Genomic DNA, 22,587 nt, shown 5'->3' with positions numbered 1-22,587 from the left:
TCCCAGACCGGCAAGTTTGGAGGTTAATGATGGCCGGTCTTTCGAACGCCGTCAGCTCGCTGTTCCTCAAGGAATTCGTCGGCGCATTCCTTCTGTCGATGCGCTATTTCTTCCGTCCGAAGGCGACCTTGAACTATCCCTTCGAGAAGGGGCCCGTCAGTCCGCGCTTCCGCGGCGAGCACGCGCTGCGCCGTTATCCCAACGGCGAAGAGCGTTGCATCGCCTGCAAGCTGTGCGAGGCGATCTGTCCTGCGCAGGCCATCACCATCGAGGCCGGGCCGCGCCGCAACGACGGCACGCGCCGCACGGTGCGTTACGACATCGATATGGTGAAGTGCATCTATTGCGGCTTCTGCCAGGAAGCCTGCCCGGTCGATGCGATCGTCGAGGGGCCGAACTTCGAGTTCTCCACCGAGACGCGCGAAGAGCTCTACTACGACAAGGAGAAGCTGCTCGCCAACGGTGACCGGTGGGAGCGGGAAATCGCGCGCAACATTGCGATGGACTCGCCCTACCGCTGAGGCCATTCGCGCAACGCAGCATCGCGCCGCTTGATCGAAGACGGTGCATGCAAAACGGGTTTGGGCATCGGCCGGACATGTGGTCCGGCTTTGCCTCATGGAGTGCGGGCCTGGGGGCCTTCACGCCAGCAAGACGAAAAAGGCACCGATCATGGGTCTGCAGGCTCTTTTTTTCTATCTCTTTGCCTTCATCGCCGTGGCGTCGGCATTCATGGTCATCGCGGCCAGGAATCCGGTCTATTCGGTTCTGTTCCTGATCCTGACCTTCTTCAACGCGGCCGGGCTCTTCCTGCTGACCGGTGCCGAGTTCCTGGCGATGATCCTGCTGGTGGTCTATGTCGGGGCCGTCGCGGTTCTCTTCCTCTTCGTGGTCATGATGCTCGATATCGACTTTACCGAGCTTCGCGCCGGCGTGCTCGAATATGCGCCGATCGGCGCGCTGATCGGGCTGATCCTTGCCGCCGAACTGATCGTCGTTGTCGGCGGCTCGGCCTTCTCACCTGAGATCGCCAAGGGCATCGCAATGCCGATACCGGCACCCAGCGAGCGCACCAACACCGCCGCGCTCGGCGATGTCCTCTATACCCATTACGTCTATTTCTTCCAGATCGCGGGGCTCGTGCTGCTCGTCGCCATGATAGGCGCCATCGTGCTGACCCTGCGTCACCGTCAGAACATCAAGCGTCAGAGCATTCCGCAACAGGTTGCCCGCACCCCCGAAACCGCCGTCGAGGTGGTTACGGTCAAGCCGGGGCAGGGCATCTAATCGGGACGCGAGGTCGAGGGACTACACTTATGGAAATCGGAATTTCCCACTATCTGACCGTCAGCGCCATTCTGTTCACGCTCGGCGTCTTCGGCATCTTCCTCAACCGGAAGAACGTCATCATCATCCTCATGTCGGTGGAGCTCATCCTGCTGGCCGTCAACATCAACATGGTGGCCTTCTCGGCCTTCCTGAACGACATCACCGGCCAGGTGTTCGCGCTGTTCATCCTGACCGTTGCGGCGGCCGAAGCCGCGATCGGACTTGCAATTCTCGTCGTCTTCTACCGCAACCGCGGCTCGATCGCCGTCGAAGACGTCAACATGATGAAGGGCTGACAGGGCTATGGATACCATCGTCAAGGCTATCGTTTTCCTGCCTCTGATCGGCTTCCTGATCGCCGGCCTTCTCGGCACGCAGATCGGCGCCAAGGCATCCGAATATGTGACCAGCGGCCTGATGCTCGTCACCGCCGCGCTCTCCTGGTTCGTCTTCTTCCACGTCGCTCTCGGCGAGGAGGAGATGATCAAGGTTTCGGTGCTGCGCTGGATCCAGTCCGGAAGCTTCGATGTCGAATGGGCTTTCCGCGTCGACACGCTGACGGCCGTCATGTTCGTCGTCGTCAACACGGTTTCGACCCTGGTGCACATCTATTCGATCGGATACATGCACCACGATCCGAACCGGCCGCGCTTCTTCGCCTATCTGTCGCTCTTCACCTTCGCGATGCTGATGCTCATCACGTCGGACAATCTGCTGCAGATGTTCTTCGGCTGGGAAGGCGTGGGTCTCGCGTCATACCTGCTGATCGGCTTCTGGTACAAGAAGCCGTCCGCCAATGCGGCGGCGATGAAGGCCTTCATCGTCAACCGCGTCGGCGACTTCGGCTTCTCGCTCGGCATCTTCTGCGTCTTCGTCCTCTTCGGCTCGATCAATTTCGAGACCATCTTCGCCGCCGCGCAGAACTATCTGCCGGCCGAGGGTGCTGCGGCGGGGGATGCGGTCATCAATCTCTTCGGAATGCAGCTCGACAAGGGGCATGCCCTGACGGCCACCTGCCTGCTGCTCTTCATGGGCGCGATGGGCAAGTCGGCGCAGTTCCTGCTGCACACCTGGCTGCCGGACGCCATGGAAGGCCCGACCCCGGTTTCGGCCCTTATCCATGCCGCAACCATGGTTACCGCGGGCGTCTTCCTCGTCGCCCGCATGTCGCCGCTCTTCGAGCTGTCGCCGGACGCCCTGACGGTCGTCACGCTGATCGGCGCGATCACCGCATTCTTTGCGGCGACGGTCGGTCTCGTCCAGAACGACATCAAGCGCGTCATCGCCTATTCGACCTGCTCGCAGCTCGGCTACATGTTCGTCGCGCTCGGCGTCGGCGCCTATGGCGCGGCGATCTTCCACCTCTTCACGCACGCCTTCTTCAAGGCGCTCCTGTTCCTGGGCGCGGGGTCGGTCATCCACGCCGTCGATGGCGAGCAGGACATGCGTTACATGGGCGGACTGCGCACGCATATTCCGGTCACCTACTGGATGATGTTCATCGGTACGATCGCGCTCACCGGCGTCGGCATTCCCGGTACGGTCATCGGCACGGCGGGCTTCTTCTCGAAGGATGCGATCATCGAATCCGCCTTCGCGTCGCATAGCGTCGTTTCCGGTCTGGCCTTCGTGCTGCTGGTCATCGCAGCGCTCTTCACCAGCTTCTACTCCTGGCGCCTGACCTTCATGACGTTCCACGGCAAGCCGCGCGCTTCCTCCGACGTCATGCATCACGTCCACGAGTCGCCCCAGGTCATGCTGGTGCCCCTCTACATCCTGGCCGCCGGCGCCCTTGTCGCGGGCTTCCTGTTCCACGACTATTTCTTCGGCCACCACTACGCCGAATTCTGGCAGGGCGCTCTGTTCACGTCGGCCGAAAACGAACTTCTCGAGGAGTATCACCACGTTCCGCTGTGGGTGAAATGGAGCCCGTTCGCGGCCATGGCGCTCGGTCTCTTCACGGCCTGGTACATGTACATCCGCTCGCCGGAGACGCCGAAATATCTCGCCGAGCAGCATCGCGGGCTTTACCAGTTCCTGCTCAACAAGTGGTATTTCGACGAACTCTACGATTTCCTGTTCGTCCGCAGCGCCAAGCGCCTCGGTACCTTCCTCTGGAAGGAGGGTGACGGACGGGTGATCGACGGGTACGGCCCGAACGGGATCGCTGCGCGCGTTCTCGACGTGACCGACCGGGTGGTCCGCCTGCAGACCGGATACCTTTACCACTACGCGTTCGCCATGCTGATCGGTATTGCAGCGCTCGTTACCTGGATGATGCTCGGGAGTTCCTTCTGATGACCGATTGGCCCGTACTTTCCGCGGTCACCTTCATGCCGCTCGTCGGCGTTCTGCTTCTCCTGCTCACAAGGGAAGACAGCGCCTACGGCCGCCGCAACATCCTGAACGTCTCGCTGCTGACGACGGTCTTCACGTTCCTCGTGTCGCTCTACATCTGGTACCAGTTCGACCCGTCGAACCCGGGCTTCCAGATGGTAGAGAAGCGGGAGTGGCTCGGCACCGGCATTTCCTACCATCTGGGCGTCGACGGCATTTCCATACTCTTCGTCCCGCTGACGGCATTCCTGATGCCGTTCTGCGTGCTGGCAAGCTGGGTCACGATCGAGAAGCGCCTGAAGGAGTACATGATCGCGTTTCTGATCCTGGAAACGCTGATGCTCGGTGTCTTCGTGTCTCTCGACATCATCCTTTTCTACGTCTTCTTCGAGGCGGGCCTCATCCCGATGTTCATCATCATCGGCGTCTGGGGCGGCAAGGAGCGCGTCTACGCGAGCTACAAGTTCTTCCTCTACACGCTGCTCGGTTCCGTTCTGATGCTGCTCGCCATGATGGCGATGTACTGGCAGGCGGGCACCACCGACATCACGCAATTGCTGGCCTATCAGTTCCCGCGTGAAATGCAGACCTGGCTCTGGCTTGCCTTCTTCGCTTCCTTCGCGGTGAAGATGCCCATGTGGCCGGTGCACACCTGGCTTCCCGATGCGCACGTGCAGGCGCCGACGGCAGGCTCGGTCATCCTGGCCGGCATCCTCCTGAAGCTCGGCGGCTACGGCTTCCTGCGCTTCTCCCTGCCGATGTTCCCGCTGGCGTCCGACTTCTTCGCGCCGTTCGTCTTCACGCTGTCGATCATTGCGATCATCTACACCTCGCTGGTGGCGATGATGCAGACCGACATCAAGAAGCTCATCGCCTATTCCTCGGTTGCGCATATGGGCTATGTGACGATGGGAACCTTCGCGGCGAATGTTCAGGGCGTCCAGGGTGCGATCTTCCAGATGCTGTCGCACGGCATCGTCTCGGGCGCGCTCTTCCTTTGCGTCGGCGTCGTCTATGACCGGCTGCATACGCGCGAGATCGCGGCCTATGGCGGCCTCGTCAACAACATGCCGAAATATGCCGTCGCCTTCATGGTCTTCACCATGGCCAATGTGGGCCTTCCGGGAACGTCGGGCTTCGTCGGCGAAGTGCTGACGCTGGTGGGCGCCTTCCGCGCCAACACCTGGGTCGCTCTGTTCGCGACGACCGGCGTCATTCTGTCGGCCGCCTACGCTCTCTGGCTCTACCGCCGGGTCATTTTCGGTGCGCTGGAAAAGGAAAGCTTGAAGGCGCTGCTCGATCTGTCGGCGCGCGAGAAACTCATTCTCTATCCGCTGGTGATCCTGACCATCTTCTTCGGTGTCTATCCGGCACCGGTCTTCGACGCGACCGCGGCCTCCGTGGACTTGCTCGTCAACAACTACGCCGCCGCCCTGCAGGCAGCGCAAGACGTTGCGCTTTCGGTGCAATGATCAAGGGACGTGATGTGACATGACTGCTGAAACCCTTATCGCCAGCCTGCAACTTTCGATGCCCGAGCTGATCCTTGCGGTCGGCGCGATGGCACTCCTGATGATCGGCGTCTTCTCGGGCGAACGAGCCACACCGACGGTAACCGGCCTTGCGGTCGCGGTGCTCATCATCGCCGGGCTGTGGCTCGTGCTGAAGACGGGCGAGGGGGAGGCCTATGGCGGCGCCTTCCTGTCGGATCCTTTCGCCAAATTCATGAAGGTGCTGGCCCTGATCGGCTCGATCACCGTGATGGTGATGACCGTCGGCCACGCGCGTTCGGCTCAGATCGACCGGTTCGAGTTCCCCGTGCTTCTGGTTCTGGCCACCCTCGGCATGCTGCTGATGATCTCGGCCAACGATCTCATCTCGCTCTACCTGTCGTTGGAGCTGCAGTCGCTCGCCCTTTACGTGGTGGCGGCAATCAACCGCGACAGCGTCCGCTCGACGGAAGCGGGCCTGAAATATTTCGTTCTCGGTGCGTTGTCTTCGGGGATGATGCTTTACGGCATGTCGCTCGTCTACGGCTTCACGGGGCATACCGGCTTCGACGAGATCGCGGCGGCGCTCACGGCCGAGGGCCGGTCGCTGGGCCTCGTCTTCGGTCTGGTGTTCATTCTTGCGGGCCTCGCCTTCAAGATCTCCGCCGTCCCCTTTCATATGTGGACGCCGGACGTATATGAAGGCGCACCGACGCCGGTGACGGCATTCTTCGCCGCCGGACCGAAGGTCGCGGCCATCTCGATCCTCGTTCGCATCGTCATCAACGCCTTCGAGCCGGTGGTCGCCGATTGGCAGCAGATCATCGTCTTCATCTCGATCGCATCGATGCTGCTCGGCTCCTTCGCCGCGATCGGCCAGCGCAACATCAAGCGGCTGATGGCCTATTCCTCGATCGGTCACATGGGCTATGCGCTCGTCGGCCTCGCGGCCGGCTCCATGGCCGGCGTGCGCGGCGTGATCCTCTACATGCTGATCTACATGGTCATGACGCTGGGCACATTCGCCTGCATCCTCGCCATGCGCCGCAGGGAAGGCGAGCATGTCGAAGGCATCGACGATCTTGCCGGTCTTTCGCAGACCAACCCCTTCATGGCGACGGTGCTGACGATCCTCATGTTCTCGCTTGCCGGCATCCCGCCGCTGGCAGGTTTCTTCGCCAAGTACTTCGTCTTCGTCGCGGCAATCGAGGCGCAGCTCTATGGCTTGGCAATCATCGGCGTGCTCGCTTCCGTCGTCGGCGCCTACTACTATCTGCGGGTCATCAAGGTGATGTGGTTCGAGGAGCCGAGAGGCGAGTTTGCCCGGACGGCGGGCGAGCTTAGGCTGGTGTTCGGCCTGTCCGGCCTCTTCGTGCTCGGCTACGTGCTCATCGGCGGTCCGCTCGGAACCGCCGCCGAAGCCGCGGCGCGGACATTCTTTTGACCGGCGGACGAAGCGGCGGCCGGAGTTCGCCTGAAGATTTCCGGCACGTCGCGCTCGCCGAAACGGTCTCGACCAACAGCGAGTGCCTTCTGCGGGCGCGCGAGGGTGATCCCGGCAATCTCTGGATCACCGCGGTGCGCCAGACCGGAGGCAGGGGCAGGCGTGGCCGCGCCTGGTTCTCGGAGCCGGGGAACCTCTACGCATCCCTGCTGCTCATCGATCCGGCGCCGGTGGACAGGCTGCATGCGCTGCCGCTTGCGGCAGCGGTTGCGGTTCATCGGGCCATCCGCCGGGTGATGCCGCCGGGCGGAGCCGAGGCCGCGATCAAATGGCCGAACGACATTCTTATCGACGGGCGGAAGACCTGCGGCATTCTTCTCGAAGGCGAGGTTCTGGCCGACGGGCGGCGGGCCCTGGTGATCGGCTGCGGCATCAACGTCGCCGTCATGCCTGAAGACGCACTTTACCCCGTCACATCGCTTCGGCGCGAGGGCGCGACAATCTCTCCCGAGGAGCTGTTCGCGCATCTTTTCGTAACCATGGCCGAGACGCTCGCCGTTTGGGACCGTGGCGCCGGCGTCGCCGCAATCATCAATCAGTGGCGCGCCGCGGCCAAGGGCATCGGCGAGGCGATCACGGTCAACCTGCCGGACCGCTCGCTTTCCGGCCGCTTTGCAGGTATCGATCGGGACGGCCGGCTTCTACTCGACACGGGTTCCGGCCCGCCGCAAACCATTGCGGCGGGCGACGTATTTTTTGGATGATTGAAAAAAGCAAAGGCGCATCACGACATGGCGCAGGATGAAGAACTGGTGTTCTTGCCGCTCGGCGGCGTCGGCGAAATAGGCATGAATCTCGGCCTTTACGGTTATGGAAGGCCAGGCCACCGCCAATGGATCATGGTCGATTGCGGCGTGACCTTCCCCGGCCCGGAATTGCCCGGCGTAGATCTGGTTCTGCCCGATATCGCCTTTCTGGCCGAACAGCGCCGCAACCTGAAGGCGATCATCATCACGCATGCGCATGAGGACCATTACGGGGCTCTGAACGATCTGTGGCCGGGCCTGAACGTTCCCGTCTACGCCTCGCCCTTTACCGCGGGCATGCTGGAGGCCAAGCGCGCATTCGAAAAGTCCCGCAGTGAGATCCCGATCACGATCTTCAAGCAGGGCGACCGCATCAATGTCGGGCCTTTCAGCGTCGAAGCCGTGGGGGTCAATCATTCGATCCCCGAGCCGATGGCGCTCGTCATCCGCACGCAACTCGGCACCGTCGTGCACACGGGCGACTGGAAGATCGATCTCGAGCCTTCGCTGGGGCCCCTGACCGACGAGTCGCGGTTTCGCCAGATCGGGGAGGAAGGCGTCCTCGCGCTCGTCTGCGATTCGACCAATGCCTTGCGCGAAGGCGTGTCGCCGTCCGAACGGCAAGTCTCCGAAAGTCTCGCCAAGATCATTGCCGATGCCGAGGGCCGCGTCGGGATCACCACCTTCTCCTCCAATGTCGGGCGCATCCGCTCTGTTGCGGAAGCGGCGGAGGCTGCGGGGCGGGAGGTGCTTCTACTCGGCAGTTCGATGAAGCGCGTCGTCGACGTTGCGCGCGATGTCGGGCTCATGGAAGGCGTGAAGCCGTTCCTCGCAGAGGACGAGTTCGGCTACATCCCGCGCGACAAGGTCGTGGTCATCCTGACGGGCAGCCAGGGCGAGCCGCGCGCGGCCCTTGCCAAGATCGCTCGCGACGAGATGCGCAACGTGGCGTTTTCGGCCGGCGACACGATCGTATTTTCGTCGCGCACCATCCCCGGCAACGAAAAAGCGATCAACGACATCAAGAACGGGCTTATCGAGCAAGGCATCCACATCATCACGGATAGCGAGGCGCTGGTGCATGTTTCCGGCCATCCGCGGCGCACCGAGCTCCAGCAGATGTACCAATGGGTGAAGCCGCAGATCCTCGTGCCGGTGCATGGCGAGGCGGCGCATCTGACGGCACATGCGGAGCTCGGGCTGCAATCGGGCATCCCGAGCGTGCCGCGGCTGCGCAATGGCGAAATGCTACGACTTGCGCCGGGCCCCGCGGAAGTCATCGACGAGGCGCCGCACGGCCGCATCTACAAGGACGGCACCCTCATCGGCGATTTCGAAGAGATGGGGATAGGCGAACGCCGCAAGCTTTCCTTTGCCGGCCACGTCTCCGTCAGTGTCGTACTCGACAGCCGCTACGACTTTCTGGGTGACCCGGACGTCGTGCCGATCGGCCTTCCGGAATTCGACGACGAAGGCGAGGCTATGGAGGACACGCTCTATGATGCGGTGCTCGGCGCCGTGGAAAGCATCCCGCGGGCAAAGCGGAAGGACCTCGCGATGCTGCAGGAAGCCGTTCGCCGCGCCGTGCGCAGCACCACGAACCAGGTCTGGGGCAAGAAGCCGGTCGTGACGGTTTTCATCACGAAGGTCTGACTTCCGTGCGCGACGCCCGCCGTGGGCGTCAGCTGCAGGGCAAGGAGTGGAGTGTTCGATGCTGGGAAAAGTGAATCATGTGGCGATTGCGGTCCCGGACCTTTCGGCCGCAGTCGAAAGCTATCGCTCCACCCTCGGTGCATCGGTTACGGAACCGCAGGCCCTGCCTGAACACGGCGTGACCGTCGTCTTCGTGATGCTGCCCAACACCAAGGTCGAATTGCTCGAGCCGCTCGGCGAGGGATCGCCGATCTCCGCCTTCCTCGAGAAAAACCCGGCCGGCGGCATGCACCATATCTGCTATGAGGTGGAAGACATCATCGCCGCGCGCGACCGGCTGAGGCAGGCCGGCGCCCGTATCCTCGGCGATGGCAATCCGAAGATCGGCGCGCATGGCAAGCCGGTCCTGTTTCTTCACCCCAAGGACTTTCAGGGCACCTTGATCGAGCTCGAAGAGGTGTGACAGTCGGGCGCGGGGAAGAGGTTTGCCGCATTGGCCGCTCGGCGTTATAAGGCAGGCGAACGCTCCAACTCCTGAAGCTACGCACTTCCGCACGGAAATCCGCTACACGTTTTTCGTGGAAGTGCTCCAGAGATTTTCGATGTCCTTCTTTTCGACCTTCGCAATCTATTTCATCATCTGGTGGATCACGCTCTTCGTCGTGCTGCCGCTGGGGGTGCGCACGCAGGCCGAGGAGAACGACGTCGTCCCCGGAACCGTCGAGAGTGCTCCTGCACGCTTCCGCGCCTTGAGGGTCGTGCTGCTCACGACGGTGATCGCCGCGGTCATCCATCTCGGCTGGTACGTCCTTTCCGTGAAGCTCGGCTACGACATCGACGCCATTCCCCGCTTCGCGCCGAAATTCTACTGAGCGATTGCGGGCCGCAATCACGAATGGTGTGCTCTTTGGGATGGTTGATCACTAAGTTTAGGTGACGAAGCTCGCGATGTGATCGGCTACACGGCGTAGGGTTCGCGTATCCCCGGGTCGTCGGCTGGAAAGTCCTTGGTATTGCGCGTCACGAGCAGACGACCGGCAGTCTGCGCCGTTGCCCAGATCACCGCGTCGGGTAGCTTGATGCGGTGCGCCCTGCGCAATGTCACCGCACGGTTGGCGATCTCATCGTTCAAGGCGATCGTTTCGAAACCGTCGAGGAAGCGCCGGGTCGGCTCAACCAGTTCGGCGTCCGCTCCAACCATCACCTCCATCCAGGTGATGATGCTGATGGCCCGGTTTTCGAAACGGTCAAGTTCCTTGTGCGCCTGAGGCACCGCATTCAGATGATCGATAAGGATATTGGTATCGAACAGTGCGCCTACCATTCGCCGCGCACCTTCTCCTGATAAGCCAGACCGTCAACTTTGCGCTTGCCCCACAAACCGAAGCCATCTTCGATCTGCTCGCGATGATGACGGTTGAGATAGTCGTCGATCGCTTCGCGGATCAGAGCCGCACGGGACCGGCGCACCCGCTTGGCGAGGGTATCTAGGGCTTCGACCTGGGTATCGTTCATATCGATCAAGGCTCGCATCGTGTCCTCCAATGATATGCACTATGTATATCGTATGCTAGTGGGCGCCGGAAGGGAAGAGATCGCCTCATTCCGTCGAAGCATCCCAGGCCATCGGCCGGGTGAAGCCCTTGACAGTCAACAAAAAGACACTGTTGAACTGCTTCGCCGTAATGTGTGAGTTGAAAAAACCAAAAAAAAACAAGGCCGAAGCCTTGTTTTTAAGTGTCGCGTGATCTTTAATCCGTTTCCGGCGGCAGCGAACAAGCGCGCCTAAGATCTTATCCTCCCAAGACTTGACCGCGAATTTCGGCAAGAATTTGGTCTTCCTGCCTGTTTTGTGAGCCGAAATTAGCTCAAACCTTGGGCGCTGTCATCTGCTTTTTTTGCATTTTTGCTACAGTCGGGCAAAATTTTTCCGTTGACACCAACTGTCTTCGTCCTGTTACTAGCGTGCTCTTTTGCCGCAGGCCGGGCCTGGTGTTTCTCATCCGGGATATGTGTCGATGCAGCGTCCCGCCACCCCTACGGCAGGGTTCCCTTCCGTGCGCGAAGCGGCTATGAACGCTGAACTCGAAAGGTTCCCGTCGATGCGTCGCCGGGAAAATCAAGAGCCCTGTTAGAATGGCAACAGCTGCCTACCCTGATCTCAGGCGAAGGGGCGGCCGAAGCACAACGTCATTTCGCCTGAATCCGTCGATAGTGCGAATTCACCAGTTCTGGAACCTGTCATGCGCCTGTCCCGCTTTTTCATGCCCATCTTGAAGGAAAATCCGAAGGAAGCGGAAATCGTTTCCCATCGACTGATGCTGAGGACGGGCATGGTCCGCCAGCAGTCCGCCGGCATCTACACATGGCTGCCGCTCGGCAAGCGCGTGCTGGACAAGGTCAATGCGATCATTCGCGAGGAGCAGAACCGTTCCGGCGCCATCGAACTGCTGATGCCGACGCTGCAGTCGGCGGAGCTCTGGCAGGAGAGCGGGCGCTATGACGCCTATGGCAAGGAGATGCTGCGCATCAAGGACCGGCAGGACCGGCCGATGCTCTACGGGCCGACGAACGAGGAGATGATCACCGACATCTTCCGCTCCTACGTCAAGTCCTACCGCAATCTGCCGCTGAACCTCTATCATATCCAGCTGAAGTTCCGCGACGAGATCCGCCCGCGCTTCGGCACCATGCGCTCGCGCGAGTTTCTGATGAAGGACGCCTATTCGTTCGATCTCGACCGGGCAGGGGCGGAGCACGCCTATAACAAGATGTTCGCCGCCTATCTGCGCACCTTCGACCGGATGGGCCTGCGCGCCATACCGATGCGTGCCGACACGGGTCCCATTGGCGGAAACCTGAGCCACGAGTTCATCATCCTTGCCGACACCGGCGAGTCCGAGGTGTTCTGCCACAAGGACTTCCTCGGCTTCGACATTCCGGGCGAGGATACGAATTTCGACGACGTCGCCGGCCTGAAGACGATCTTCGACAAATGGACGTCGCGTTATGCGGCGACCTCGGAAATGCATGATGAGGCCGCCTTCGGCGCCATCGCCGAAGGCGAGCGCCTGTCCGCGCGCGGCATCGAGGTGGGTCACATCTTCTATTTCGGCACCAAATATTCCGAGGCGATGGGTGCGAAGGTGCTTGGGCCGGACGGCAAGGAACACACCGTGCATATGGGCTCCTACGGCATCGGTCCGACCCGCCTGGTGCCGGCGATCATCGAAGCTTCGCATGACGACAACGGCATCATCTGGCCGAAGGGCATCGCCCCGTTCGACGTCGTCGTCATCAACATGAAAACGGGCGATGAAGCTTGCGATGCGGCTTGCGGCAAGGTCTACTCCGATCTCGGCAAGGCTGGATTCGATGTTCTTCTTGACGACACCGACGAGCGCGCCGGCGGGAAGTTCGCGACCGCCGACCTCATCGGCGTGCCGGTGCAGGTGATCGTCGGACCGCGTTCGATCGCGAACGGCGAAGTCGAAGTGAAGGACCGCAAGACCGGCGCGCGGGAGACGATGACCGTCGAAGCGGCGATCAACAAACTGGTCGCGGCGAGATAACAGAGACGAAGGGATCGATGATGACCGCGGCGACGGATGAGCAAGTGCAAGCTGCCGCTCCATCCAGCATATCTTCCAGCCGTCCCTTCTCCGCCTTCGAGCGTATGGTCGCCTGGCGCTACCTGCGTTCGCGGCGGAAGGAAGCGTTCATCTCGGTCATCGCCGGCTTCTCCTTCATAGGGATCATGCTCGGGGTGGGAACGCTGATCATCGTCATGGCGGTGATGAACGGCTTCCGAACCGAGCTCATTTCGCGCATTCTCGGCATGAACGGCCATATGATCGTCCAGCCCCTGGACGGCCCGCTCACCAATTACGCCGATCTAGCCACCAGATTCTCCGCCGTTCCGGGCGTGACCATGGCCATTCCGATCGTCGAGGGCCAGGTTCTCGCGCAAGGCCTGGGCGATGCGTCGACGGGTGCGCTCGTTCGCGGGATACGCGCCGACGACCTCACCAAGCTGAAGTCGATCTCCGAGCATATTCAGTCCGGCGACCTCGTCGGCTTCGCGTCGGGCAGCGGCGTCGCCATCGGCTCGCGCATGGCCGAGCAGCTGGGCATCCGGGTGGGCGGGACGATCACGCTCACCTCGCCGAACGGCGACGTCACGCCGATGGGCATGAATCCGAGGGTCAAGGCCTATACCGTCTCGGCCATCTTCGAGATGGGCATGTCGGAATACGACGCGACCATCATCTTCATGCCGCTCGAGGAAGCGCAGCTCTATTTCAACGCCGAAGGCCTCGTTCAGTCGATCGAGATATTCGCCGAGCATCCGGACGCGGTCGACGAGCTTCGCAAGCCGGTGGAGGACGCCGCCGGCCGGCAGATATTCATTACCGACTGGCGCGAACGCAACAGGACGTTCTTTTCCGCGCTCGAGGTGGAACGGAACGTGATGTTCATGATCCTGACGCTGATCGTGCTGGTCGCAGCGCTGAACATCATCTCCGGTCTGATCATGCTGGTGAAGGACAAGGGCAGCGATATCGCGATCCTCAGGACGATGGGCGCGACCTCCGGTTCGGTGATGCGCATCTTCTTCATGACCGGCGCCGCAATCGGGGTTACGGGAACCATCGCCGGCGTCGCCCTCGGGGTGGTCGTCTGCCTCAACATCGAGTCGATCCGCCAGTTCTTCTCCTGGGTGTCCGGCGCCACGCTCTTCGATCCGGAGCTCTATTTCCTCAGCCAGCTTCCGGCCGACATGAATGCCGACGAGACCGTCACCGTCGTCGTCATGGCGCTTGCGCTTTCCTTCCTTGCCACGATCTTCCCGGCCTGGCGCGCCTCGCGCCTCGATCCGGTGCAGGCCCTGCGGTACGAATAACAAGGACAACAGCTTAAATGAATGCGCGCGTGGCACTGCAGCTCTCCGGCATCGAGCGGCATTATGGCGAGGGCGACACGTTTCTGCCGATCCTCAAGGGAGCCGACCTGACGTTGCGAAGCGGCGAGACAGTCGCCCTCGTGGCACCGTCCGGTACCGGAAAGTCGACATTGCTTCATATCGCCGGGCTGCTCGAACACCCGGATGAGGGCGAGGTGCTCGTGAACGGCACCTCATGCAACGGACTCAGCGACGACCGGCGAACGGCAATCCGCCGCAACGAGATCGGCTTCGTCTATCAGTTCCACCATCTCCTGCCGGAATTCTCGGCGCTGGAGAACATCATGATGCCGCAACTGATCGCCGGATTGCCCAAGGCCGAGGCGGCGGAGCGGGCATCGGCCCTTCTGGACTATATGCGCATCGGCCATCGCGGCAGCCACCGCCCGACCGAGCTTTCCGGCGGCGAGCAGCAGCGCGTCGCCATCGCCAGGGCGGTCGCCAATGCGCCGCTCATCCTTTTGGCGGACGAGCCGACCGGCAACCTCGACCCCGAGACGGCCGGCTATGTATTCGAGGCGCTGGAAGCCCTGGCGCGCCAGTCCGGGCTCGCGGCGCTGATCGCCACCCACAATCACGAACTCGCTTCGCTCATGGATCGCCGCGTGACGATCGAGGACGGCAAGGTGGTCGAACTGAAATAGTCCGGCCGCCGCCGCGCGTATTCAGCCCCGATCTCGCTCGAGGCGCGGTCACCGCTTGGCGCTCCTTGCATGTTCCGTTCGAGGCGTGTCGCTCCTCGGAACGCATGCGCGAATGGGGGCCGTCGGTGCACATTAACCATAGCCACTGAATAGCGGGTCTTCCATGCAGACTTCCTTGACTATCGAACGGAAATAGAACAAAAAGGGAACAGTAGCGGAAAGGAGACAAGTTATGGCTGATTTCGTACGTGATCTTGCTGCCTTCGCCTCGATGAGCCTTTTCATCGTGAGCATCTCGGTAATCGCTCTCGGCCTGTGACCGGGATTTATCCAGCGTGCTCCGCGTCCTGTCGAACACGCAGTAAACACCACAGCCGGGCAAAAACCCCGGCGGCCCGTCCTTGAGACTGGACAGTTGGGACGGGAAACAGGATATCCTCGACGCCGGACAAGAATCGGAGTGCGGCGATGACAGGCAACCAGGGTATCGGGCAGGGTATCGGGCACGGCACAGGGGCTGCGGCCGATCCGCAGTTCGTTCACCTGCGGGTGCATTCCGCCTATTCGTTGCTGGAAGGCGCCTTGCCGCTGAAGAAGATCATCGGCAAGGCGGTCGCCGACGATCAGCCGGCGATCGGCATCGCCGACACCAATAATCTCTTCGCGGCACTCGAATTCTCGCAGAAGGCCGCCGACGACGGATTGCAGCCGATCATCGGCTGCCAGCTCTCGATCGATATGGAAGACGAGGCGGAAGGCGAGCGGCGCGGACACGCCCATCAGTTCGTCAAACTTCCCGCGATCGTGCTGATCGCGGCGACCGAGGACGGTTACGCCCGCCTCGTCGAGCTCGTGAGCCGCGCCTATCTCGAAGGTGAGGGTCACCAGCAAACGCGAATAAGCCGCTCCTGGCTTGCGGCTGGCGGCACGACCGGCCTGATCGCGCTCACCGGTGCGGGAGCCGGCCCGGTCGATATGGCGCTGAAGTCGGGTTCGCCGGCTCTGGCCGAGGCGCGCCTAAAAGCCTTGATCGAGCTTTTCGGCGATCGCCTCTATGTCGAACTGCAGCGGCACGGGAATTACGACCGGCGTCACGAGAACCGCATGATCGATCTCGCCTATCGGCTCGACATTCCGCTCGTCGCCACCAACGAGGCGTTTTTCCCGTCGCCGTCCGACTATGATGCCCACGATGCGCTGATGGCCGTCGCTCACAATGCGATGGTGTCCGACGACAGCCGTTTCCGTCTGACCCCGGATCATTACCTGAAGAGCCGCAAGGAGATGGCGGCGCTCTTTGCGGATCTGCCCGAGGCATTGGAGAATACGATCGAGGTGGCGCGGCGGTGCTCCTTCATGTTGAAGACCCGCGGACCGATCCTGCCGCGCTTTACCGGCGCTTCGGATGATCCGGAGGAGGCTGAACGCGCGGAGGTAGCGGAACTGCGCCGGCAGGCGGAGGAGGGGCTGGAGGAACGCCTTGCCAAGCTCGGCATGGCGCCCGGCTACAAGGAAGAGGACTATCGGGAGCGGCTGGCCTTCGAACTCGGCGTTATCCAGCGGATGAAGTTTCCGGGCTACTTCCTCATCGTTGCGGACTTCATCAAATGGGCCAAGCAGCATGACATTCCGGTCGGGCCGGGCCGCGGCTCGGGTGCCGGCTCGCTGGTCGCCTATGCCCTGACGATCACCGATGTCGATCCGATGCGCTTCTCGCTGCTTTTCGAGCGCTTCCTCAACCCCGAACGCGTGTCGATGCCCGACTTCGACATCGATTTCTGCCAGGACCGGCGCGAGGAGGTCATCCGCTACGTGCAGCAGAAATACGGCCGCGAGCAGGTGGCGCAGATCATCACCTTCGGATCGCTGCAGGCGCGTGCAGCACTGCGCGACGTCGGCCGCGTGCTGGAAATGCCCTATGGCCAGGTCGACAAGATCTGCAAGCTGGTGCCGAACAATCCCGCCAACCCGACGCCGCTTTCCAAGGCGATCGAGGAGGAACCGCGCCTGCGGGAAGAGGCGGAGAAGGAGCCGGTCGTTGCCCGTCTCCTCGACATTGCCCAGAAGATCGAGGGGCTTTACCGCCACGCCTCGACGCACGCGGCCGGCATCGTCATCGGCGACAGGCCGCTCTCGCAGCTCGTGCCGATGTACCGCGATCCGCGCTCCGACATGCCGGTGACCCAGTTCAACATGAAATGGGTCGAGCAGGCGGGTCTCGTGAAGTTCGACTTCCTTGGCCTGAAGACGCTGACCGTTCTGAAGACCGCCATCGACTTCGTCGGCAAGCGCGGCATCCATATCGACCTCGCAAGCATTCCGCTCGACGATCCGAAGACCTACGAGACCCTTTCGCGTGGCGAGACGGTCGGCGTGTTCCAGGTGGAAAGCGCCGGCATGCGCAAGGCGCTGATCGGCATGCGCCCGGACTGCATCGAGGACATCATCGCGCTCGTGGCGCTCTATCGCCCGGGTCCGATGGAGAACATCCCGGTCTACAACGCCCGCAAGCACGGCGAGGAGGAGATCGAATCGATCCATCCGAAGATCGATTACCTGCTCAAGGAGACGCAGGGCGTCATCGTCTACCAGGAGCAGGTGATGCAGATCGCTCAGGTGCTCTCGGGCTATTCGCTCGGCGAGGCTGACCTCCTGCGCCGCGCCATGGGCAAGAAGATCAAGGCGGAGATGGACAAGCAACGCGCCCGCTTCGTCGATGGCGCCGTCAAGAATGGCGTCTCGAAGCCGCAGGCCGACCTGATCTTCGACCTTCTTGCCAAGTTCGCCAATTACGGCTTCAACAAGTCGCATGCCGCCGCCTACGCCATCGTCTCCTACCAGACCGCCTACATGAAGGCGCATTATCCGGTCGAGTTCCTCGCAGCGTCGATGACGCTCGACATGTCGAACACGGACAAGATCAACGATTTCCGTCAGGACGCGATGCGCCTCGGCATTCAGGTGGTCGCGCCGTCCGTGCAGACCTCCCACCGCCACTTCGAAACCGGCGACAACCGCATCTATTACTCGCTCGCCGCCCTAAAGGGCGTCGGCGAGTCTGCCGTCGACCACATCGTCGCCGTGCGTGGCGATCGACCCTTCGCAAGTCTCGAAGACTTCTGCCTGAGGATCGATCCGAAGCTCTTGAACCGACGGGTTTTCGAAAGTCTGATCGCCGCCGGTGCTTTCGACTGCTTCGGCTACGACCGGGCGGAGCTCATCGGCGGGCTCGATCGCATCCTCGGTTTCGCGCAGCGCGCCCAGGAAAACAAGGTGAGCGGCCAGAGCGACATGTTCGGCGCGGGGGCCGCGACGGGGCCCGAGAAGATAGCGCTCCCGCCCTATACGCCGTGGCTCGCCTCGGAGAAGCTGCATCGCGAGTTCCAGGTCTTGGGCTTCTATCTCTCCGCCCATCCGCTCGACACCTACAATAATCTGCTCGCGAAGATGCGCGTGCAGACATTTGCGGATTTCTCGGCAGCCGTGAAAAAGGGAGCGGCGGCGGGCCGCCTCGCCGGTACGGTGACGTCGAAGCAGGAACGCAAGACGCGCACCGGCAACAAGATGGGGATCGTCGCCTTCTCGGACGCTTCGGGCCAGTTCGAGGCCGTGCTCTTCTCCGAAATGCTGAACCAGTATCGCGATCTTCTGGAGCCCGGCAAATCGCTGGTGATGACGGTCGACGCCGAAGAGCGGCCGGAAGGGATCGGCCTTCGTATCCGAACCCTGCGTTCGCTCGAGGAGGAATCGCTGCAGATGCAGAAGGCCTTGCGCGTCTATGTGCGCGACTGCGGACCGCTGCGCTCCATCGCCTCGCATCTGAACGCCAAGGGGGACGGCCTGGTTTCCTTTATCGTCATCAAGGACAACGGACAGCGGGAGATCGAAGTCGAGCTCAACGAGAAATACCGGATCTCACCCGAGATCGCCGCCGCCCTTCGCTCCGCTCCCGGAGTGGTGGACGTCGAGCTGGTTTAAGGTCTGTTCTCTGTGCTTGTCACAGAGATGCAGCAGCGTCGCGTCTGCGGCGCGGGGAAGAGTTCTTCCAGCCCAAGGACTTGGGCTGGCTGGATTCCTGTGACGAGCACAGGAATGAGGAGATCAAATAAGCCGCGGCGGGTATCCCGAATCTCAACAGCCCTTAAATCACTCCGTCGAAAGCGGGCGCTTGCCGCTTGTCCCTTCGCCCCGCTTGCGGGGAGAAGGTCCCGGCAGGGGGATGAGGGGCAAACCAGGGTGCGGAAATCACCCCATTCCTCACCCGCGCCGCTCCCTCGTCACGGTGATGAAATCCGTTCCCTCGCCGGTCTCCAGCCCCGATTCGGTATCGGTGATCGAGAGTGACGAGCCGTTTGCAAGGAGGCCGGCGAGGCGTTCGCGAGCGTCTTTGGGTACGGTGATGCGGCTCAACGTTCGCTCCAGTGCGCCGGGCCGGTCTGGCTCGCCTTCCGCTGTGATGCCAAGTCGCTTCTTGGTCGTTTTCGGCAGCCTGTTCTCGAGCGACATGCCGAACCACTTGCCCTGTCCGGTGTTCGTGTCGAGATCCTGGAACTGCAGTAAATGTGTTCCGAGGGCCATTTCCGGTTCTGCGATGGCGACCTCGGCCTCGAAAACCGGCTGGAATTGCCGGCGCACCCGCAATACGCCATTCAGCGGTGCGCTGTGGCCCGCCTTGCGGAAGACGGCTTCGATCAACTCCGGCGTTATCTTGCCTTCGACGGGCAGCCCTTCGGCCCTCTGGAACGCTTCGATAGCGGCGGCCGTCGCCGGACCGCTGAAGCCATCCGGCAGGCCCGCATCGTAGCCGAGCGTATTAAGGAGCGTCTGGAGGTCGCGCACGCTCTCTTGCGTACCGCGCCGGGTAATCAGAATGCGTATCGGGACCTTCTCCTCGTCGGATGCGACGGGCGAGGGGCGTTTGTCGGTCATGGCGACTTCAACTGCGCTCTGGTTGAACTCCCCGATCGCCGGCCGCAGGGGGACGTCCGACAGGGCAGGTCCCTTCGGTCGCGACTCGCTTGGCTGGAACAGCATTTCGCTCGCGACCTCGACCGGGGCGATCTGCCGATCCGATATGACCACATGCATGCCGTAGCCCGTCATCTTGAACAGGCTCGCCGCGAATTTGCCCGGCAGCCGCACGCAACCGTGCGAAGCCGGATAATCCGGTACATGGTTTGAGCCGTGCAGCGCAATGCCGGACCAGGTAAGCCGCTGCATGAACGGCATCGGCGCATTCGAATAGATGTTCGACTCGTGACGTCGGCGCTTCTCCAGGATCGAGAAAATGCCCGTCGGCGTTGCGTGCCCGGCCTTTCCTGTGGACACTTTCGACGTGGCGACCACCGTGTCGCCGTCATAGACGACGAGGGACTGCTGATCCCTCGATACGACGACCTGCAACGGCGTCTTGGCGCCGGCCGCAAGCGCGGACGGCGACGCCATGACGAAAACCGCGAATCCCATCCGGAGAGCGAAACGCAACACCTACCCTCGTTCAGACAGTGGCGGCACCGCAAGACGGACGACGGAGCCGTGGAAGCAGGCTACCGTTCAATCTTTAAGGAATTGCCCCATACGATGCGGGAGCCGTCCGGTCGGGCAACCGTAACGGCTATTGTCCGCGCCGCCCCTTGCCGAATGTGTAGCCGGTCTCGACGCTTGTCTTTCCGAACTTGTCGCGCAGCCTGTTGATCGCGTCCTCGGCGGCGGCACGCCGGGAGGCCTGCGGATCGACAAGATCCGGCGGATCGGCGAGATCGGGATCGACCAGATCACTGACGCCGATGCCGATCAGCCGGTATTTCGTCCCGTCTACCTCCTTCTCGAGCAGCTGCAGGCCGGTGCGGAAGATGCGGTCGGCCAGGCGGGTCGGGCTTTCCAACCGGCGGTTGCGCGTTCGGGTCTTGAAGTCCGCGGTCTTGAGCTTCAGCACCACCGTCTGCCCTGCCAGCGCGGATTTTCGCAAGCGGAATGCCACTTGTTCGCTGAGGCCCCTCAGATGCGCTACGAGGTCCTCCTGGCGCGCCAGGTCGTCGTTGAAGGTCGTCTCGGAGGAGACGCTCTTCGCTTCTCCGTCGATCTCCACGGACCTTTCGTCCAGGCCGCGCGAAAGCCGGTAGAGCCGCCGGCCCATCGTGCCGTAGCGGCGCATGAGGTCCGCCTCTTCCATCGTCTGGAGCTGCCCGATCGCGCGGATTCCGTCCCTTTCGAGCGTGGCGGCGAAGGCCTTGCCGACGCCCCAGATGAGGGTAACGGGCTTGGCTTTCAGGAAGTCGGCGGCTTCGGCCTGGCCGATGACCGAAAAGCCGCGGGGCTTCTGAAGGTCCGAGGCGACCTTGGCCAGGAATTTGCAGTAGGAAAGCCCGACGGAAACGGTGATGCCGATTTCCTGCTCTACACGCTTGGCGAAGCGGGCAAGCGTTCGGGCGGGCGGATCGTGGTGAAGCCGCTCGGTGCCGCTCAGATCGAGAAAGGCCTCATCTATCGACAGCGGCTGCACGAGAGGCGTCAGCTCCTGCATCATCGCTCTGACCTCGCGCCCGACGCGCACATATTTCTCCATGTCGGGCTTGATCACCACGGCCTGCGGGCAGGCTTCGAGGGCTTTGAACATAGGCATGGCGGAGCGCACGCCATGGATGCGGGCAATGTAACAGGCCGTGGAGACGACGCCACGCTTACCGCCGCCGATGATCACGGGCTTGTCGGCGAGCTCCGGATTGTCGCGCTTCTCGACCGAGGCATAGAAGGCATCGCAGTCGATATGCGCGAGGGTCAACCGGTAGAGTTCGGAGTGCCGGAGGAGCCGCGGACTGCCGCAGGCGAGGCACCGCCGTGATTGGGCGGCTTGCTCCTTGAGGCAATCACGGCAGAAGCCGGAGGGTGGGGCGGCGCTGTCGATCATATCCGGAACAAATGTTGAACGCGGCGACTTTACGCTCTACGCTGCTGAGTCTCAAGGCGGCGGCTGGAGGCTGTTTTGGATATCGCTGTTAAATTTGAGATGGTGCGGGCCGATCGCCGGCCGGACTTCGGGGCACTGTTTGGTCGTCAGGGCGCATTCGGCGTCGGGCGGTGTACCGCGCCGCGCACATCGCGTATCGGCACCATTCAGTCCTCGAAGTCACGTGGGCCGGAGAGGACATGGTGCGCCCGGACGACCTCTTCCGGCGAGGTTTGCGTTTCGTTGCAGAAGGCCATCAGCGTCGGTTCGTGCTCCATCAGGAACGCAACGAGTCCGCCCATGAAGCCCGGCTCGCCGATGGCGCTGCGCAGGGAGGCGGGATCGGTGCCGGTAAGCGCCAGAAAGCGCGACATCAGCTCAGGCTCGTTCGCGAGCCAGGTGAGGATGGCGATCGCCGTATCGTCAGCGTTCTTCATGATATGCGCTCTCTTCTCGTTTGGCGGCCGCAATTACCTATTTTTCAACCAAATCGCGCTAGCCTGGCGATCGACGAAATGGGTCGAGTCGCCGTTGTTGCAACTTAAATCTCTCCCGGAGACTTGCAAGGCGGCGGCAGACAGCAAGGGATCGACATGCCCAAACAGGTAATGATTGTTGAGGATAACGAGCTGAATATGAAGCTCTTCCGCGACCTGATTGAGGCTTCGGGCTACGCGACGATCCAGACGCGCAACGGCATGGAAGCCCTGGAACTCGCGCGCAAGCATCGTCCCGACCTGATTCTGATGGACATCCAGTTGCCGGAGGTCTCCGGCCTCGAGGTCACGAAATGGCTCAAGGAAGATGATGAGCTTCACGTGATTCCGGTCATTGCCGTAACCGCTTTTGCCATGAAGGGCGACGAGGAACGCATCCGCCAAGGGGGATGCGAGGCCTATGTCTCCAAGCCGATTTCCGTTCCAAAATTCATTGAGACGATCAAAACATATCTGGGCGATGCCTGACTGCCGGAAA

The 22,587-nt window shown here is 62.0% G+C and carries 21 protein-coding genes; 15 read left to right on the top strand and 6 right to left on the bottom strand.

Translation table 11 applies throughout. The features are described 5' to 3' along the window. The first annotated feature begins 29 nt into the window (after positions 1-29). The 10 genes from nuoI to JOH52_RS18435 all read left to right on the top strand — a co-directional run bounded on the left by nuoI (position 30) and on the right by JOH52_RS18435 (position 9,931). On the top strand, positions 30-521 hold the full coding sequence (gene nuoI / locus JOH52_RS18480; RefSeq protein ID WP_003531850.1) for an NADH-quinone oxidoreductase subunit NuoI: 492 nt from the start codon (positions 30-32) through the stop codon (positions 519-521). 151 nt (positions 522-672) lie between these two features. Continuing rightward, entirely contained in the window at positions 673-1,287 is a 615-nt protein-coding gene (locus JOH52_RS18475; protein WP_003531851.1) for an NADH-quinone oxidoreductase subunit J, read from the top strand. A 29-nt stretch (positions 1,288-1,316) separates the two neighbouring features. After that, on the top strand, positions 1,317-1,625 hold the full coding sequence (gene nuoK / locus JOH52_RS18470; protein WP_003531854.1) for an NADH-quinone oxidoreductase subunit NuoK: 309 nt from the start codon (positions 1,317-1,319) through the stop codon (positions 1,623-1,625). Between the two features lie 7 nt (positions 1,626-1,632). Further along, entirely contained in the window at positions 1,633-3,627 is a 1,995-nt protein-coding gene (gene nuoL / locus JOH52_RS18465; protein WP_003531855.1) for an NADH-quinone oxidoreductase subunit L, read from the top strand. Next, positions 3,627-5,138 carry an NADH-quinone oxidoreductase subunit M gene (locus JOH52_RS18460; protein ID WP_003531857.1) on the top strand — a complete coding sequence of 504 codons (1,512 nt, stop codon included), beginning with the start codon at positions 3,627-3,629 and terminating at the stop codon, positions 5,136-5,138. Before nuoL ends, JOH52_RS18460 begins: the two co-directional genes overlap by 1 nt. A gap of 19 nt (positions 5,139-5,157) precedes the next feature. Beyond that, positions 5,158-6,600 carry an NADH-quinone oxidoreductase subunit NuoN gene (nuoN, locus tag JOH52_RS18455; protein ID WP_010969150.1) on the top strand — a complete coding sequence of 481 codons (1,443 nt, stop codon included), beginning with the start codon at positions 5,158-5,160 and terminating at the stop codon, positions 6,598-6,600. Continuing rightward, on the top strand, positions 6,597-7,364 hold the full coding sequence (locus JOH52_RS18450; RefSeq protein WP_014529723.1) for a biotin--[acetyl-CoA-carboxylase] ligase: 768 nt from the start codon (positions 6,597-6,599) through the stop codon (positions 7,362-7,364). The genes nuoN and JOH52_RS18450 overlap by 4 nt, the downstream gene beginning before the upstream one ends. 27 nt (positions 7,365-7,391) lie before the next feature. Continuing rightward, positions 7,392-9,059: a ribonuclease J gene (locus tag JOH52_RS18445; RefSeq protein WP_010969151.1), complete on the top strand. Its 1,668-nt coding sequence runs from the start codon at positions 7,392-7,394 to the stop codon at positions 9,057-9,059. A 58-nt stretch (positions 9,060-9,117) separates the two neighbouring features. Next, complete coding sequence (gene mce / locus JOH52_RS18440; RefSeq protein ID WP_010969152.1) at positions 9,118-9,522, top strand: methylmalonyl-CoA epimerase; 405 nt, start codon at positions 9,118-9,120, stop codon at positions 9,520-9,522. 139 nt (positions 9,523-9,661) lie between these two features. Next, on the top strand, positions 9,662-9,931 hold the full coding sequence (locus JOH52_RS18435) for a DUF1467 family protein (protein ID WP_014526683.1): 270 nt from the start codon (positions 9,662-9,664) through the stop codon (positions 9,929-9,931). 86 nt (positions 9,932-10,017) lie between these two features. On the opposite strand, the gene JOH52_RS18430 is transcribed toward JOH52_RS18435, so the two are convergent. From JOH52_RS18430 to JOH52_RS18420, 3 genes are all read right to left on the bottom strand, one after another. Next, positions 10,018-10,383, bottom strand: a complete 366-nt coding sequence (locus JOH52_RS18430; protein WP_010969154.1) for a type II toxin-antitoxin system VapC family toxin — start codon at positions 10,381-10,383, stop codon at positions 10,018-10,020. Beyond that, on the bottom strand, positions 10,377-10,592 hold the full coding sequence (locus JOH52_RS18425; RefSeq protein WP_010969155.1) for a CopG family ribbon-helix-helix protein: 216 nt from the start codon (positions 10,590-10,592) through the stop codon (positions 10,377-10,379). Before JOH52_RS18425 ends, JOH52_RS18430 begins: the two co-directional genes overlap by 7 nt. Positions 10,593-10,659: 67 nt before the next feature. Then, positions 10,660-10,887 carry a hypothetical protein gene (locus JOH52_RS18420; protein ID WP_107010474.1) on the bottom strand — a complete coding sequence of 76 codons (228 nt, stop codon included), beginning with the start codon at positions 10,885-10,887 and terminating at the stop codon, positions 10,660-10,662. 415 nt (positions 10,888-11,302) lie between these two features. On the opposite strand from JOH52_RS18420, the gene proS reads away from it, so the two are divergent. From proS to dnaE, 4 genes are all read left to right on the top strand, one after another. Beyond that, positions 11,303-12,631, top strand: coding sequence for a proline--tRNA ligase (proS, locus tag JOH52_RS18415; RefSeq protein ID WP_003531873.1), 1,329 nt, complete (start codon positions 11,303-11,305; stop codon positions 12,629-12,631). A gap of 17 nt (positions 12,632-12,648) precedes the next feature. After that, positions 12,649-13,962, top strand: coding sequence for a lipoprotein-releasing ABC transporter permease subunit (locus tag JOH52_RS18410; protein ID WP_003531874.1), 1,314 nt, complete (start codon positions 12,649-12,651; stop codon positions 13,960-13,962). 17 nt (positions 13,963-13,979) lie between these two features. Further along, the gene (locus JOH52_RS18405) at positions 13,980-14,666 is read left to right on the top strand and encodes an ABC transporter ATP-binding protein (protein ID WP_010969157.1); all 687 of its coding nucleotides are present in this window, start codon (positions 13,980-13,982) and stop codon (positions 14,664-14,666) included. Between the two features lie 468 nt (positions 14,667-15,134). Beyond that, positions 15,135-18,644, top strand: coding sequence for a DNA polymerase III subunit alpha (dnaE, locus tag JOH52_RS18400; protein WP_010969158.1), 3,510 nt, complete (start codon positions 15,135-15,137; stop codon positions 18,642-18,644). Between the two features lie 279 nt (positions 18,645-18,923). Here dnaE and JOH52_RS18395 read toward each other — a convergent pair whose 3' ends face one another. The 3 genes from JOH52_RS18395 to JOH52_RS18385 form a co-directional block, all read right to left on the bottom strand. After that, positions 18,924-20,150 (bottom strand): L,D-transpeptidase family protein, encoded by a 1,227-nt coding sequence (locus JOH52_RS18395; protein WP_010969159.1) that lies wholly within the window; start codon positions 20,148-20,150, stop codon positions 18,924-18,926. A 130-nt stretch (positions 20,151-20,280) separates the two neighbouring features. After that, complete coding sequence (locus JOH52_RS18390) at positions 20,281-21,573, bottom strand: DNA polymerase IV (protein ID WP_107010475.1); 1,293 nt, start codon at positions 21,571-21,573, stop codon at positions 20,281-20,283. Positions 21,574-21,779: 206 nt separating this feature from the next. After that, complete coding sequence (locus JOH52_RS18385; RefSeq protein ID WP_003537643.1) at positions 21,780-22,049, bottom strand: DUF3572 domain-containing protein; 270 nt, start codon at positions 22,047-22,049, stop codon at positions 21,780-21,782. Positions 22,050-22,205: 156 nt separating this feature from the next. On the opposite strand from JOH52_RS18385, the gene JOH52_RS18380 reads away from it, so the two are divergent. Further along, entirely contained in the window at positions 22,206-22,577 is a 372-nt protein-coding gene (locus tag JOH52_RS18380) for a response regulator (RefSeq protein ID WP_003537642.1), read from the top strand. The last annotated feature ends 10 nt before the right edge of the window (positions 22,578-22,587 follow it).

This window comes from Sinorhizobium meliloti (assembly GCF_017876815.1).
In the GTDB taxonomy this organism is placed as follows: domain Bacteria; phylum Pseudomonadota; class Alphaproteobacteria; order Rhizobiales; family Rhizobiaceae; genus Sinorhizobium; species Sinorhizobium meliloti.
Note: the sequence above shows the minus strand (reverse complement) of the source record. Positions and strands in the feature narration are given on the sequence as shown.

Excerpts from the sequence above, each read along its gene's own strand:
- JOH52_RS18380 (WP_003537642.1), top strand. The coding sequence starts at position 22,206 with ATGCCCAAACAGGTAATGATTGTTGAGGATAACGAGCTGAATATGAAG.
- JOH52_RS18435 (WP_014526683.1), top strand. The coding sequence starts at position 9,662 with ATGTCCTTCTTTTCGACCTTCGCAATCTATTTCATCATCTGGTGGATC.
- JOH52_RS18445 (WP_010969151.1), top strand. The coding sequence starts at position 7,392 with ATGGCGCAGGATGAAGAACTGGTGTTCTTGCCGCTCGGCGGCGTCGGC.
- mce (WP_010969152.1), top strand. The coding sequence starts at position 9,118 with ATGCTGGGAAAAGTGAATCATGTGGCGATTGCGGTCCCGGACCTTTCG.
- JOH52_RS18460 (WP_003531857.1), top strand. The coding sequence starts at position 3,627 with ATGACCGATTGGCCCGTACTTTCCGCGGTCACCTTCATGCCGCTCGTC.
- proS (WP_003531873.1), top strand. The coding sequence starts at position 11,303 with ATGCGCCTGTCCCGCTTTTTCATGCCCATCTTGAAGGAAAATCCGAAG.
- JOH52_RS18410 (WP_003531874.1), top strand. The coding sequence starts at position 12,649 with ATGATGACCGCGGCGACGGATGAGCAAGTGCAAGCTGCCGCTCCATCC.
- nuoI (WP_003531850.1), top strand. The coding sequence starts at position 30 with ATGGCCGGTCTTTCGAACGCCGTCAGCTCGCTGTTCCTCAAGGAATTC.
- JOH52_RS18405 (WP_010969157.1), top strand. The coding sequence starts at position 13,980 with ATGAATGCGCGCGTGGCACTGCAGCTCTCCGGCATCGAGCGGCATTAT.
- JOH52_RS18425 (WP_010969155.1), bottom strand. The coding sequence starts at position 10,592 with ATGCGAGCCTTGATCGATATGAACGATACCCAGGTCGAAGCCCTAGAT.
- JOH52_RS18430 (WP_010969154.1), bottom strand. The coding sequence starts at position 10,383 with ATGGTAGGCGCACTGTTCGATACCAATATCCTTATCGATCATCTGAAT.
- JOH52_RS18385 (WP_003537643.1), bottom strand. The coding sequence starts at position 22,049 with ATGAAGAACGCTGACGATACGGCGATCGCCATCCTCACCTGGCTCGCG.
- dnaE (WP_010969158.1), top strand. The coding sequence starts at position 15,135 with ATGACAGGCAACCAGGGTATCGGGCAGGGTATCGGGCACGGCACAGGG.
- JOH52_RS18475 (WP_003531851.1), top strand. The coding sequence starts at position 673 with ATGGGTCTGCAGGCTCTTTTTTTCTATCTCTTTGCCTTCATCGCCGTG.
- nuoN (WP_010969150.1), top strand. The coding sequence starts at position 5,158 with ATGACTGCTGAAACCCTTATCGCCAGCCTGCAACTTTCGATGCCCGAG.
- nuoL (WP_003531855.1), top strand. The coding sequence starts at position 1,633 with ATGGATACCATCGTCAAGGCTATCGTTTTCCTGCCTCTGATCGGCTTC.
- nuoK (WP_003531854.1), top strand. The coding sequence starts at position 1,317 with ATGGAAATCGGAATTTCCCACTATCTGACCGTCAGCGCCATTCTGTTC.
- JOH52_RS18390 (WP_107010475.1), bottom strand. The coding sequence starts at position 21,573 with ATGATCGACAGCGCCGCCCCACCCTCCGGCTTCTGCCGTGATTGCCTC.